The organism is Streptomyces sp. NBC_01198 (assembly GCF_036010485.1).
Taxonomy (GTDB): domain Bacteria; phylum Actinomycetota; class Actinomycetes; order Streptomycetales; family Streptomycetaceae; genus Actinacidiphila.
This window is the reverse complement of the sequence record NZ_CP108568.1, coordinates 6100161-6113451: the sequence shown is the minus strand read 5'-3', so window position 1 is coordinate 6113451 and position 13291 is coordinate 6100161. Positions and strand designations below refer to the sequence as shown.

Here is a 13291-nt window from a genome sequence, read left to right as displayed (position 1 = left end):
GCTCACCGCGCCCTGGCGCCGGTCGGCTGGGTCGCGGGGGCCACCGCGTCCGCCGGGTCGAAGGTGATCGGCAGCTTCGGCGCGGGGACGCCGGACGGCGGCACCTGGAGCGTCTTGAGGGCGAATTCCATCACCTGTTTGAAGACCGGGCCGCAGATCGAGCCGCCGAAGTAGCTGCCCTTCGTCGGGTTCTGGATGACGCAGGAGACGGTGACCCGCGGGTCGTCGGCCGGCGCGAAGCCCATGAAGGACGCGGTGTAGCCCTTGTACGTGCCGGTTTTCGGGTCCACCCGGTTGGCCGTACCGGTCTTGCCGGCGACCCGGTAGCCGTCGATCCGGGCGTTGACGCCGGTGCCCTGCTCGCTGCCGACGACCGACTCCAGCATGGTGGAGAGCGTCCTGGCGGTCTGCGTGCTGACCACCCGGGTCTTCTTCGGCGGCGCGGCCGGCACGAAGCGCCCGTCGGGTCCGGTGATGCCGCGGATCAGGCTCGGCTCGACCCGGACGCCGCCGTTGGCGATGGTCGCGTAGACCGAGGTGGCCTGCAGCGCGTTCAGCGACAGGCCCTGGCCGAACGGGATCGTGTACTGCTGCGAGGCGTTCCAGTCCTGCGGCTTGGCCAGGATGCCGGGGGTCTCGCCGGGGAAGCCGACGCCGCTGGGCTCGCCGAGGCCGAACTTCTTCAGGTACGAGTACAGCACCCGGTTGGCCTCCGGCTGGGTCTTGCCGAGCCGCCCGCTGGCCTCGATCGTGCCGATGTTGCTGGACTTGGCGAGCACCCCGTTCAGCGTCAGATACCAGGTGCCGTGGTCGACGTCGTCGTGGAAGACCCGGTCCGCGCGCGGCAGGGTGCCGGGCACGACGACGTGGGTGGTGGGCGTCGCGGTGCCGGTGTCGATGATCGCGGCCATCGACATCAGCTTGCTGACGCTGCCCGGCTCGTACGCGTCCTGCATCGCGGCGTTGCCGAGCGCCTCGGGGTCGGCGTGCGTCAGGTCGCCCGGGTCGAAGCCGGGGGCGTCGGCCATCGCCAGCACCTGGCCGGTCCTGTTGTCCATCACGGTGACGTAGCCGCGGTCGGCCCTGGACTTGGTCACCTGGGCGCTGATCGCGCTCTGCGCCGCCCACTGGATGTCCCGGTCCAAGGTCAGCTCCACGTCAGAACCGGGCACCGCGGGCTGCTCCTGGACGCCGGCGGTGGGGACCTGGCGGCCGTTGGACTGGGCGTAGCGGATCTTGCCGTTCCGGCCGGCCAGCTGCTTGTCCAGCATCGTCTCCAGGCCGCCGCCGCCGCTGCCCTTGCCGTTGACGAAGCCGAGCACTCCGGCGGCGAGGTCGCCGCCGGGGTAGACCCGCTTGGTGTGCGGCTCGCTGAACACCCCGGCCAGCACGTCGGCGCCGGGATGGTTCACCGCCTTGGCGGCGAGCGCCTTCTTCAGGTCGGAGATCTGGTTCCAGGCCTGCGGGGACTGCTGCCGGGCCAGCAGCTGGTAGCGCGAGCCCGGGGTGGACAGCTGCCGGGCGATCGTCGTCGGGTCGCCGCCGACGATCGGCGCGAGCAGCTCCGCCGCCTGCGCCGGGGCGTCCTTGACCTTCGCCTGCTCGGGGGTGAACAGATACGGGTCAGCGGTGATGTCGTACGCGTCCACGGTGGCGGCCAGCGCCACGCCCGAGCGGTCGGTGATCGTGCCGCGGTCCGCGGTCACGTCGTGGGTGACCCAGCGGTTCACCGCGGCCTTCGACGCGTACGCCGACGCGTCGACCGCCTGCACCTGGAGCAGGCGCACCACGAACACGCCCATCACCAGCGTGAGCGCCACCGCCACCAGGCGGAGCCGCGGGCGGGGCCGGCCGAGCCTGACCACCCGCGGCGGCCGCGGCCGCCGCGGTGGCGGTACGGGGCGCCGCCTGCCGCCCTGCGGCGCCCCCGCCCGCACCGCGGGCCTCGGCCGGGGCCCTGGCCCCGGCCGGCGCCCGCCGGCCGGCGGCCGGGGCGCGCTCACCGGTCACCTCCGCACCGCGTGGCGGCCGGGCCGGCCGTCACCCGCGGGCCCGGGTGGGCGCCGCGGGCCGCCGCGAGGGGGGCCGGCCTGAACGAGCGGTTCACGCGGATCACCTGCCAGGAGTCGTCGGTGGGGCCGGGGGCGTCCCCGGAGGTGCGGACGCGGGGGGCCTCGGCGGGGCCGGCGGGGCCGTGGCCCGTTCCGGCGTGCCCAGCACGGAACCGCCGGGGCCGAGGAAGGCCGGGTTGCCGCCGGGGACCATGCCGAGCTGCCTGGCCTTGCGCTCCAGCGTGGCCGGAGCCCCGTACTGGTCGACCTCCTGCTGCAGTTGCTGCTGCTCGTCCGTGTACCCCGTGGTCTCGTTCTCCAGCTTGTTCAGCTGGAAGGAGTCCTGGTTGACCGCGGCGTTGAGCAGCAGCAGCGAGATCAGGCCACCGGCGAGCAGTGTCACGACAAGGATGACGAACGGGGCACGGGCCGCGGTTCCGGCCCGGCCGCGGACCGGGCTCACCTGGCCTCCTCGCGGATCCGCTCGGCGCCGCGCAGCCGGGCGGGCGCGGCCCGCCGGTTCTCGGCGATCTCGTCCTCGGTGGGCAGTTCCGCGCCACGGGTGAGCAGCCGCAACCGCGGCTGGTACTGCTCGGGCACCACGGGCAGCCCCGGCGGTGCGGTGTTCGCCGCGCCGGCCGCGAAGACCTGCTTGACCAGCCGGTCCTCCAGCGAGTGGTAGGCGAGCACCGCGATCCGGCCGCCCACCGCGAGCGCGCCGACCGCAGCGGGCACGGCCCGCTCCAGCACCGTCAGCTCGCCGTTGACCTCGATCCGCAGCGCCTGGAAGGTGCGCTTGGCCGGATTGCCGCCGGTGCGCTTGGCGGCCTGCGGCAGCGCGTCCCTGATCAGTTCGACCAGCCTGGCGCTGTTGCCGAACGGCTCGGCGTCCCGCTGCCGCACCACCGCGTCCACGATCTTGCGGGCGAACTTCTCCTCGCCGTAGCTGCGCAGGATGCGGACCAGGTCGCCCGGCGGGTAGGTGTTGAGCACCTCGGCGGCGCTGATCCCGGTGGTCTGGTCCATCCGCATGTCCAGCGGGGCGTCCTGCGCGTAGGCGAAGCCGCGGTCGGCCTCGTCGAGCTGCATGGACGACACGCCGAGGTCGAAGAGCACGCCCTGCACGCGCGGCACCGACAGCCCGGCCAGGACGTCAGGCAGCTCGTCGTAGACCGCGTGCACCAGGGTGGCCCGGTCGCCGAAGCGGGCCAGCCGCCGGCCCGAGAGCTTGAGCGCCTCGGGGTCGCGGTCCAGCGCGATCAGCCGGACGGCGGGGAAGGTGCTCAGCAGCGCCTCGCTGTGCCCGCCGAGGCCCAGCGTGGCGTCCACGACGACGGCGCCGGGTGCAGCCAGCGCGGGCCCCAGCAGGTCGAGGCAGCGCCGCAGCATCACCGGGACGTGCCGTGGCTCCGGTGGCTGCGGGGAGGTGTCGCTCATGGGGCCGGCCCTTCTCGGACGGTGCTGGCGCGCGGCCGGCCCGGGGGTGGCGGCCGACGGGTGGACGTAGAACCTGGTCCCCGCCCGCTCGGCAGAAACGTTCCCCTGGCACCGGGGAAGTGGTGCCAGCGCAACGGTGGAGCGGGAGGAGGCCGAGCCGTACGTCCGCGCGGGTGATTTCTCGGGACGAGCACGCGGGTGCGGGGCCGCGCTCACAGTAATCCGGGCGGAACCTCCTTCGACAGGGCCGAAAACGTGTCCTCCTGCGCCGCCAGATAATCGGCCCAGGCGGTCGCCGACCAGATCTCCACCCGGCTGTTGGCACCGATCACCGCGCAGTCGCGGACCAGACCCGCGTACTCCCGCAGCGGCTGCGGGACGGTCACCCGGCCCTGCCGGTCGGGGATCTCGTCGTGCGCGCCGGCGAACAGCACCCGCAGGTAGTCACGGGCGGACTTCGAGGTCAGCGGTGCCGCGGACAGCTGCTCGGTGGCCGCCTTGAAGCCGTCGACCGGCCAGACGCACAGGCACCGCTCCTGCCCGCGGGTGATCACCAGCCCCTCGGCCAGGGGCTCGCGGAAGCGGGCGGGCAGCACCAGGCGATGCTTGTCGTCCAGCCGCGGGGTGTACGTCCCGAGGAACATCGCACCTCCCGCGAACGCCACTTTTCACGCACCACTTCGCGCCACTTTACTCCACCATGCCCCACGGTCAACGTTCGGCAGGGGCGGGCGCGTCACCCTGCCGGGCGACCCCCGCAGCGCGCCCTGCCACCCCTGTGGGTTACATCACACCCCGCGCGATTGACCGGTTATTTTGCCGTTTCGTCGGATCTCACAGCAGGTGACCGCGGTGTCCGGGCCGTACCGTCAGAGCCATGTCGATATCTGCTGCAGGCGGGCCCTCCGAGACCTCGGCACCCGCCACCGCGTCGGTCACCGACCGACTGGTTGACGCCAACGCGCGGTACGCCGCCGAATTCCACGACCCGGGCATGGACGCCAGGCCGGTGCTCAAGGTCGCCGTCGTGGCCTGCATGGACGCCCGGATCGACCTGCACAAGGCCCTCGGCCTCGCTCTCGGCGACTGCCACACCATCCGCAACGCCGGCGGGGTGGTCACCGACGACACGATCCGCTCGCTGACCATCAGCCAGCGCGCCCTGGGCACCCGGTCGGTCGTGCTGATCCACCACACCAACTGCGGGATGCAGAGCATCACCGAGGACTTCCGCGGCGAGCTGGAGCGCGAGGTCGGCCAGCGGCCGACCTGGGCGGTGGAGTCGTTCACCGACCTCGACCAGGACGTCAGGCAGTCCATCGCCAGGGTCAGGACCTCGCCCTTCCTCGCCCACACCGACGACGTCAGGGGCTTCGTCTTCGACGTCCACACCGGCCTGCTGCGGGAAATCACGAACAAGTAACGGCAGGCGAGTGACGTGGGGTGCCGCGTAAGGGAAGAATGCACAGTGCGGCACCGCCTCGCTCGAAGCGAGCGGGACGCACATCGGGGAGGGCCGGTCCAGGGATGACCGTGTCCCGCGGAACATGGCCGAGGAGTACCGGGTGACGACCTTTGATGCACGCGCAAGCCTGAGTGATCTGACCACGACCGCGGACCGGGTTCGCCGCAGTGTGGAGAACGTGATCGAGGGCAAGCCCGAGGTCGTACGGGTTGCGCTGACGGTCCTGCTGGCGGAGGGGCACCTGCTGATCGAGGACGTGCCGGGCGTCGGCAAGACGATGCTGTCCAAGGCGCTGGCACGTTCGATCGACTGCTCGGTGCGGCGGATCCAGTTCACGCCCGACCTGCTGCCCTCCGACATCACCGGGGTGAGCGTCTTCGACCAGCAGCAGCGGGACTTCGAGTTCAAGCCCGGCGCGATCTTCGCGCAGATCGTGGTGGGCGACGAGATCAACCGTGCCTCGCCCAAGACGCAGTCGGCGCTGCTGGAGTCGATGGAGGAGCGCCAGGTCACCGTCGACGGCACCACCTACGAACTGCCCAGCCCCTTCATGGTGATCGCCACCCAGAACCCGGTGGAGATGGAGGGCACCTACCCGCTGCCCGAGGCCCAGCGGGACCGCTTCACCGCCCGGGTGTCCATCGGCTACCCGAGCCCGGACGCCGAGCTGAAGATGCTGGACACCCACGGCGGGGTCTCGCCGCTCGACGACCTCCAGCCGGTCGCGCACGCCCACGAGATCGTCAAGCTCATCGAGGCGGTCCGCCAGGTGCACGTCGCCGACCCGGTGCGGCGCTACGCGGTGACCCTGGTCGGCGCCACCCGCGAGCACCCCGACCTGCGGCTCGGCGCCTCGCCCCGGGCCACCCTGCACCTGATCAGGGCGGCCAGGGCCTCCGCCGCCCTGGACGGCCGGGACTTCGTCCTGCCCGACGACGTGCAGGCGCTGGCCTCCGCGGTCCTGGCGCACCGGCTGCTGCCGACCGCGCAGGCCCAGCTCAACCGGCGCACCCCGGAGCAGGTGGTGGCCGAGATCCTGCAGCGCGTCCCGGTCCCGGACCCGTCGGCCGGCCGCCGGCCGGGCATGCCGGGCTCCCGGGGCCTGTGATGGCCTCCCCCGCCGTTCCCCCGCCGCCCGCGCACCCGCCGTGGCAGCCCCCGCAGCCGCCGCAGGCGGGCGAGCCCGGCGACCCCGGCGGCGGGCGCCCCGCGGGCACCGGCGGCTTCCGTACCGCCCTCGGCGGGCTCACCACCCGCGGCAGGTCCTTCGTGGCCGCCGGTGTCGCCGCCGCGATATGCGCGTACGTGCTCGGGCAGCCCGACCTGCTGCGGGTCGGCCTGCTGCTCGCGGTGCTGCCGCTGGTGTGCGTCGCGGTGCTCTACCGCACCCGCTACCGGGTCGCGGGCAGCCGCCGCCTGTCGCCGTCCCGGGTGCCCGCGATGTCGGAGGCCCGGGTGCACCTGCGGGTGGACAACGTCTCGCGGATCCCCACCGGCCTGCTGATGCTCCAGGACCGGGTGCCGTACGTCCTCGGGCCGCGCCCGCGCTTCGTCCTCGACCGGGTCGAGCCCGGCGGGCACCGCGAGGTGTCCTACCGGGTGCGCTCCGACCTGCGCGGCCGCTACCCGCTCGGGCCGCTGCAACTGCGGCTCACCGACCCGTTCGGCATGTGCGAGCTGACCCGCTCCTTCAGCTCCTACGACACCCTCACCGTCGTCCCGCGGGTCGAGCCGCTGCCGCCGGTGCGGCTGGCCGGCGAGGCCAACGGCTACGGCGAGAGCCGCACCAGGGCGCTGGCCTTCGCCGGCGAGGACGACGTCATCCCGCGCGGCTACCGGCACGGCGACGACCTGCGCCGGGTGCACTGGCGCTCGACCGCGAAGTACGGCGAGCTGATGGTGCGCCGCGAGGAGCAGCCGCACCGGGCGCGCTGCACGGTGCTGCTCGACACCCGCGCCCGGGCCTACTTCGGCTCCGGACCCGACTCGGCCTTCGAATGGGCGGTGTCCGGCGCCGCGTCGGTGTCCACCCACATGCTGGAGCGCGGCTACGCGGTCCGGCTGCTGACCGACACCGGCAGCAGCGTGCCCGGGCCCGAGGGCACCGCCGGATTCGGCGGCGACTCCTCGGACATGGCGGGCGTCCTGCTCGACACCCTCGCGGTGGTGACCCATTCAGACGGCGAGACACTGTCGGCGGCGTACGAGACGCTGCGGTCGGCGAGCGAGGGACTGGTCGTGGCCTTCCTCGGCGACCTGGACGAGGAGCAGGCGGCCGGTGTCGCCCGGATAAGGCAACGGGCGGGCGGCGCGGTCGCGTTCGTGCTGGACAGCGACGGCTGGGTGGCCGTGGACGACGCCGGGCGGCTGGTGCCGGTCGACGACGCGCAGGCCGTACCCGCCGAGGAGCAGAACGGCACCAGGCGCGCGGTGCGGATGCTGCGCGAGGCGGGTTGGACGGTGGTGGAGGTCGCGGCCGGCGACGCGCTGCCGGAACTGTGGCAGCGGGCCGACCGTTACCGCACGCGGGAGGAGTCCCCGGACTCGCCCCAGGGACGGCACGAAGCGGGGGCGACGACATGAGCGGACGCGCGCGGCTGACGGTTTTCGCGGCACTGGCCTCGCTGATGGCGGCGGCCGCGCTGCTGCCGCTGGCCAGCCCCCGCGGCTGGTATGTCAAGGCGCTGCTGTGCGTGGTGCTGCAGGCCGGGGTGGGCGCCGCGGCCCGCCGGGTGCCGCTGGCCAGGCCGCTGACGATAGCGGCCCAACTGCTGGTCTCGGTGCTGGTGCTGACCGTGATGTTCGCCCCGCACCAGGCGGTCGGCGGTGTGCTGCCGGGTCCGCAGGCCTTCCGGCAGCTCGGCCAGCTGGTCCAGGACGGGATGAACGACGTCACGAACTTCGCGATCCCGGCGCCGGTCACCCCCGGCATCAGGTTCCTGCTGGTCGGCGGGGTGCTGCTGATCGCACTCGCGGTCGACGCGATCGCGGTGACGTACAACAGCGCGGCACCGGCCGGGCTGCCGCTGCTGGCCCTCTACGCGGTCGCCGCGGGCCTGGAGGAGGGCGGCAGCCAGTGGCTGTACTTCCTGATCGCCGCCGCAGGCTATCTGCTGCTGCTGCTCGCCGAGGGCCGCGACCGGCTGTCCCGCTGGGGGCGGGTCTTCGGTGGCGCGCCCCGGCAGGGCAGCTGGGCCGGTCCGGCCGGCGCGGCGGGCGGCGGCGCGCCGCTGGCCCCGGTGCGTACCGGCCGGCGGATCGGCGCGATGGCGCTGGGTATCGCTGTGGTACTGCCCGTGGTGCTGCCGTCGCTGAGCGGCGGCCTGCTGGGCTCCACCGGCGGCGGCAGCGGTGACGGCCTGGGCGGCGGGGTCGGCAACGTCACCTCGGTACGCCCCGAGGTGGCGCTGCAGGACTACCTGAACCAGCCGGACAACCGCGAGGTGATGACCTACAAGACCAGCTCCCCCGACGCCAGCGCGATGTACCTGCGGATCGTCTCGCTCGACCAGTTCGACGGCACCCAGTGGTCGGCCTCCAAGGACGACAAGCTGGACATCCCCGAGACGCTGCCGACGCCGCAGGGCCAGGGCGCGGATGTGAAGTACACCGACGTCGACACCTCCGTGTCGGTGGACCGGGACTACTCGCAGGGCTGGCTGCCGATGCCGTACCCGGCGAGCAGCGTGCAGGTCAGCGGTGACTGGCGCTACCAGCCCGAGGGCCGGATGGTCATCGGGGACCACGGGCAGACCACGGCGGGCCTGCAGTACCAGGTCACCAGCATGCAGCTGAACCCGACCGCCGCCCAGCTCGCGACGGCGCCGCCGGCCAGCGGGCGGATCGCCGAGCAGTACGAGAAGGTGCCGGACTCGCTGCCGGGGATCGTGGCGGCCACCGCCCGGCAGGTGACGCAGTCGGCGACCACCGACTACCAGCGGGCCCTGGACCTCCAGCGGTACTTCACCTCGGGGCAGTTCGTCTACGACACCGAGGCCAAGTCCGGTACCGGCGTGGACGCCATCGCCCGCTTCCTGCAGACCAAGAAGGGCTTCTGCGTGCACTTCGCCTTCACCATGGCGGCGATGGCACGCACCCTGCACATCCCGGCGCGGGTCGCGGTCGGCTTCACCCCCGGCTCGCTGACCACCGACGGTTCGATGTCGGTCGGCCTCAAGGACGCCCACGCCTGGCCCGAGCTGTACTTCCAGGGCATCGGCTGGACCCGCTTCGAGCCGACGCCCTACCGCGGCACCCCGCCGTCCTACACGCTGGCGACCAGCACCGCGGGCGGCAGCGACACCCCCGACCCGAGCCAGCACGGCCAGGGCAGCACGGCCCGGCCTACCCCGACCGCCCCGTCGAACTGCGGCGGGCACAACCTCGACCAGCCCAGCTGCGGGGCGGCTGCTGCCGCCGGCAGCGGCGGTTCTGGCGGCTCCGGCGTGGACGGCCCGCGGCTGGCAGGGATCTTGCTGCTCGCGCTGCTTGTGCTGCTGTTGCCCACGCTGCCAGTGCTGTGGCGCAGCCGGGTGCGGTCCAGACGCCTGGGCGGTGGCCGGGAGAAGGGCGCCGGGCTGGCGCTGTCCGCCTGGGAGGAGGTGCTCGACACCGGGTGGGACTACGGCATCCCACCGGACGAGTCCGAGACGCCACGGCGGGCGATGGCCCGGCTGGTCACCGAGGGTCACCTCAGCGGTTCCGCCGCCGAGGGGGCCGGCTCGCTGGCCACGGCGGTGGAGCGCACGCTGTACGCGCCGAGGCCGCAGCCCGCGACGGGGCTGGCGGCCGACGTCCACGCCGTCCGGGCCGGGCTCTACGCCTCCGCGTCCCGCGGCGCCCGCTTCCGCGCCCGCTTCTTCCCGCGCTCCTTCGCCCGGGTCGTGTGGCAGCTGTCGGCCTCCGCCTCGGCGGCGTCCGAGCGCCTGGCCCGCACGACCGACCGCCTGACAACCCCCGTCCGCCGCCGCTGGGCCCGCCAGCCCTGAACAAACCGCCGGGGGCGCCCTTTCCGGTCCGGGGTGCCCCCCCGGGGCGGGGACCCTCCCGGCTGGGGGCGCCCTTCCGCGCGCCGCGCGACGCCAGCGGTTCCCCGACACCGGGGGGCCCTCAGGGGCGCCTTTTCCGCTGGGGGTGCCCTTCCGCGCGCCGCGCGAGGCCAGCGATCCCCTGACGCTGGAGGGTGCCCCTCAGGGGCGCGGGGAACTGCGCGACAAGCCACTACCGGGGGCGCGGATCGTCACCGGCCGAAAGGGGCTGTTGCTGTCGAAGCCGGACCACCGGCCGGTGGTGGGCTGAGCGCGCAGTTCGCCGCGCCCCTGGTGGGCACCCCCTTGCTGAAGGGGAACCGCAAGCCTCGCGCAGCGCGGGGAAGGGCGCCCCCTACGCGAGGGGAACCGCGAAGCCACCGCGGCCAGCGGATGGGCAGCCCCTGCGGAAGGGGAACCGTCGAGGCACCGCGGCCAGCGGGTGGGTACCCGGGCGGGGGGAAGGGCTACTGGCCCTGTTCGTCGCGGCGGCGCTGCCACCGCTCCTCGATGCGGTCCATGACCTTGCCCTTGCGGGGCTGGTGCCGGCGGGCGAGCCGGCCGCGGGCAGCGGCGGGAGCCGGCTGCTCCCCCGGCTTGCCGGCCTTGCGCCACCCGGTCACGGCGAGCACCGCGCACACGAGCATGACGAGGAAGCCTGCCACGCCGACCCAGGTCAGCTTGGCGATCATGCCGCCCATGAGCAGCGCGACACCGACCAGAAACCCTGCGACGGCCAGGTAGATCCGGCGCCGGGTGAACGTGCGCAGCCCGGTTCCCTCAAGCGCCGACGCGAACTTGGGATCTTCGGCGTACAGCGCTCGCTCCATCTGCTCGAGCATGCGCTGCTCGTGCTCCGAGAGCGGCACGGAGACCTCCTACTCGTCGGTCGCTGAGGCGACCGGTCCGACCCTTTCAGGATAGGCAGGGAATCGCCCCCGTGAAACCCACCCCGGTGCGCCAACCCGACGGGTGCTTCATTCCCCGTCCGCTGCCGCGTCATGCCAGCATACGGTCAGGAATGGCGCGACGGGCGGGCTGTGACGCAGTCCCCGGACGCCACCCCGCACGTGGCGGCGGGGCCGGGACCGTGGCCGGCCCGTACGGGGGCGCGGGGCGGCCGCTCAGTCCCGTTCGGCGAGCACATGCAGCTGGGTGGCGACAGCATGGAAACCGGGGTCCTCCGCGGCCGCCAGCTCCAGCCTGAGCAGCGCGTCCAGCGCGCCCGGCTCGGTGTCGACCAGGACCCCCGGCACCAGGTCGGCGAAGATCCGCACGCCGTGCACGGCGGCGGCCCGCAGCCCCGCGTCGGTCACCAGCCGGGTGAGCTCCTCCGCGGTGAAGCGGCGGGGCAGCGAGTCCCCGCTGCCCCATCGCCCGTCCGGGTCGCCCAGGGCGTGCTGGGCCTCGGCGAAGTGCCCGGCCAGTGCCCTGGCCAGGACGGCCCCGCCGCGGCCCGCAGCGAGCAGGCTGAGCGCCCCGGCCGGCCGCAGCGCGCCGGCGACGTGGCTGACGCCCTCGGCCGGGTCGTCGACGTATTCCAGCACCCCGTGGCAGAGCACCATGTCGTAACCGGCGGGGGTGATCACGTCGAGCAGCCCCTGGACGTCGCCCTGGACGCCGCTGACCCGCTCCGTGACGCCGGCCTCGGCGGCCCGCCGCTCCAGGGCGAAGAGCGCGTCGGGGCTGGGGTCGACGACGGTGACCCGGTGGCCGAGGCGAGCGACGGGCACCGCGAAGTTGCCGGTGCCGCCGCCGGTGTCCAGCACGTCGAGGACCTCGGTGTCGGCCGCCTTGGCCCGCCGCTCCAGCGCGTCACGCAGCACTTCCCAGACCACGGCGGTTCGCAGGCTGGCTCGGGGACGCATCGGGTCCACCCCTCCTTGACGGGACATGGCGGACGGCTCCTCGCGGCTGCGGGTGACTGGTGCGGCTCCAACTCTATGGCCTGTCGACGGGATACCCGTGGGGCCGCGCGCCGGTCACTCCGCCGCGGGCGCGGCCACCAGCGGCGGTGCGCCGTCCAGGGCGGGGCTGAGCAGCAGCATGCGCTCCACCAGCCGCAGGAACACCGTGACGGCACGGACCAGGTCGTCGGCCTCCCGCGGTCCGGCAGCGGTGGCTATGCCGGCGTCCGCCCTGGCCCGGCGCTCGGCGCCGGCGGCGAACAGCGCGCTCCACTCGGACAGTTCGGGCGCGATCTCGGGCAGCACCTCCCAGACGCTGCGGATCCTGCGGCGGTTTCGCGGGGTGTCCTCGGGCCTGCCGCGGGCGGCGAGCACCGCGGCGGCGGTGTGCAGGGCGGCGAGGTGGGCGGTGGCGTACCTCTCGTGGGGGGCGTCGAGCCCGGCGGCCTCGGTGAGTCCGTGGTGTGCCTGGGTGAGCAGGTCCAGGGCGGCGGGTGACGCGGCGGCGCGGCGCAGCACAGGGTGGACGTCGCTGACCGGGATTGCCATGGCGAGCCTCACTTTCTCCGTACGTGTGTCCGTACCCCCCATACTGGGGCCCACCACTGACAATCGGCTCCGACCTGGGAACACCGCCTCTTCCCCGATGATCGGGCCACGGCCCGGCGCGGGCGGGCAGAATCGGGTGCCATGAGCACCGCACGACGCCAGGCCACCCGCCGCAAGCTCTACGCGGCGGCCGTCACTCTCATCGCCGAGCAGGGTTTCTCCGCCACCACCGTCGAGGAGATCGCCGAGCGGGCGGGGGTCGCCAAGGGCACCGTCTACTACAACTTCGCCAGCAAGAACGACCTGTTCGAGGAGCTGCTGCGGGACGGTGTGGGCCGGCTGCGCGACGCGCTGCGGCAGGCGGCGACCGCCGCCACGGCCTGCGGCGGCGGCGGGGTGGACGCGCTGGACGCGCTGATCCACGCCGGGTTGGGCTTCATCGTCCGCCACCCGTCCTTCACCCAGCTCTACGTGGCCGAGCTGTGGCGGACCAACCGGGCCTGGCAGGACACCTTGACGACGGTGCGGCGGCAGGCGGTCTCGGTGGTCGAGGAGGTGCTGAGCGCGGCGGTGGCGGCGGGCGAGCTGAGCGAGGACATCGACGTCCAGCTGACCGCGTCCGCGCTGTTCGGCATGGTGCTGGTGGCGGCCCTCGACTGGCAGGCGTTCCAGCCGGAACGCAGCATCGACGACGTGCACGCGGCACTGTCGCGGTTGCTCCAGGGCCGGGTCGGCGGCGCGGCGCTCGGCGCGGCGGCGCCACGGTCCTGACGGCCGGGGGAAGCCGGGGGCCTGGGGGCGCCGGAAAAGTCGAGTGCGCTGTCCTGGCATGAACCGGTCCCCCACCGAACCGTG

General features: G+C 73.8%; 12 protein-coding genes. 5 read left to right on the top strand and 7 right to left on the bottom strand.

Translation table 11 applies throughout. The features are described 5' to 3' along the window. Nucleotides 1–2: 2 nt before the first annotated feature. From OG702_RS27215 to mraZ, 4 genes are all read right to left on the bottom strand, one after another. Nucleotides 3–1826 carry a peptidoglycan D,D-transpeptidase FtsI family protein gene (locus OG702_RS27215; protein WP_442814559.1) on the bottom strand — a complete coding sequence of 608 codons (1824 nt, stop codon included), beginning with the start codon at nucleotides 1824–1826 and terminating at the stop codon, nucleotides 3–5. A gap of 286 nt (nucleotides 1827–2112) precedes the next feature. After that, a complete protein-coding gene (locus tag OG702_RS27210) occupies nucleotides 2113–2514 on the bottom strand; it encodes a hypothetical protein (RefSeq protein WP_327291578.1) in 402 nt (133 codons plus the stop codon). Next, nucleotides 2511–3488 carry a 16S rRNA (cytosine(1402)-N(4))-methyltransferase RsmH gene (rsmH, locus tag OG702_RS27205; RefSeq protein WP_327291577.1) on the bottom strand — a complete coding sequence of 326 codons (978 nt, stop codon included), beginning with the start codon at nucleotides 3486–3488 and terminating at the stop codon, nucleotides 2511–2513. Before rsmH ends, OG702_RS27210 begins: the two co-directional genes overlap by 4 nt. 212 nt (nucleotides 3489–3700) lie before the next feature. After that, entirely contained in the window at nucleotides 3701–4132 is a 432-nt protein-coding gene (gene mraZ / locus OG702_RS27200) for a division/cell wall cluster transcriptional repressor MraZ (RefSeq protein WP_327291576.1), read from the bottom strand. A gap of 233 nt (nucleotides 4133–4365) precedes the next feature. Between mraZ and OG702_RS27195 the strand changes: the two genes are divergently transcribed. The 4 genes from OG702_RS27195 to OG702_RS27180 all read left to right on the top strand — a co-directional run bounded on the left by OG702_RS27195 (nucleotide 4366) and on the right by OG702_RS27180 (nucleotide 9941). Beyond that, the gene (locus OG702_RS27195; RefSeq protein ID WP_327291575.1) at nucleotides 4366–4911 is read left to right on the top strand and encodes a beta-class carbonic anhydrase; all 546 of its coding nucleotides are present in this window, start codon (nucleotides 4366–4368) and stop codon (nucleotides 4909–4911) included. A gap of 142 nt (nucleotides 4912–5053) precedes the next feature. After that, nucleotides 5054–6061 (top strand): AAA family ATPase, encoded by a 1008-nt coding sequence (locus tag OG702_RS27190; RefSeq protein WP_327291574.1) that lies wholly within the window; start codon nucleotides 5054–5056, stop codon nucleotides 6059–6061. Then, the gene (locus tag OG702_RS27185) at nucleotides 6061–7536 is read left to right on the top strand and encodes a DUF58 domain-containing protein (RefSeq protein WP_327291573.1); all 1476 of its coding nucleotides are present in this window, start codon (nucleotides 6061–6063) and stop codon (nucleotides 7534–7536) included. The genes OG702_RS27190 and OG702_RS27185 overlap by 1 nt, the downstream gene beginning before the upstream one ends. Beyond that, a complete protein-coding gene (locus OG702_RS27180) occupies nucleotides 7533–9941 on the top strand; it encodes a transglutaminase TgpA family protein (RefSeq protein WP_327291572.1) in 2409 nt (802 codons plus the stop codon). The genes OG702_RS27185 and OG702_RS27180 overlap by 4 nt, the downstream gene beginning before the upstream one ends. A gap of 506 nt (nucleotides 9942–10447) precedes the next feature. Here the strand turns inward: OG702_RS27180 and OG702_RS27175 are convergent. The 3 genes from OG702_RS27175 to OG702_RS27165 form a co-directional block, all read right to left on the bottom strand. Next, a complete protein-coding gene (locus OG702_RS27175) occupies nucleotides 10448–10849 on the bottom strand; it encodes a DUF3040 domain-containing protein (RefSeq protein WP_327291571.1) in 402 nt (133 codons plus the stop codon). A 255-nt stretch (nucleotides 10850–11104) separates the two neighbouring features. Next, nucleotides 11105–11875 (bottom strand): methyltransferase, encoded by a 771-nt coding sequence (locus tag OG702_RS27170; RefSeq protein ID WP_327291570.1) that lies wholly within the window; start codon nucleotides 11873–11875, stop codon nucleotides 11105–11107. Nucleotides 11876–11962: 87 nt separating this feature from the next. Continuing rightward, a complete protein-coding gene (locus OG702_RS27165) occupies nucleotides 11963–12436 on the bottom strand; it encodes an SAV_6107 family HEPN domain-containing protein (RefSeq protein ID WP_442814558.1) in 474 nt (157 codons plus the stop codon). Between the two features lie 141 nt (nucleotides 12437–12577). Here OG702_RS27165 and OG702_RS27160 point away from each other — a divergent pair, with 141 nt between their 5' ends. Continuing rightward, entirely contained in the window at nucleotides 12578–13207 is a 630-nt protein-coding gene (locus tag OG702_RS27160; protein ID WP_327291568.1) for a TetR/AcrR family transcriptional regulator, read from the top strand. The last annotated feature ends 84 nt before the right edge of the window (nucleotides 13208–13291 follow it).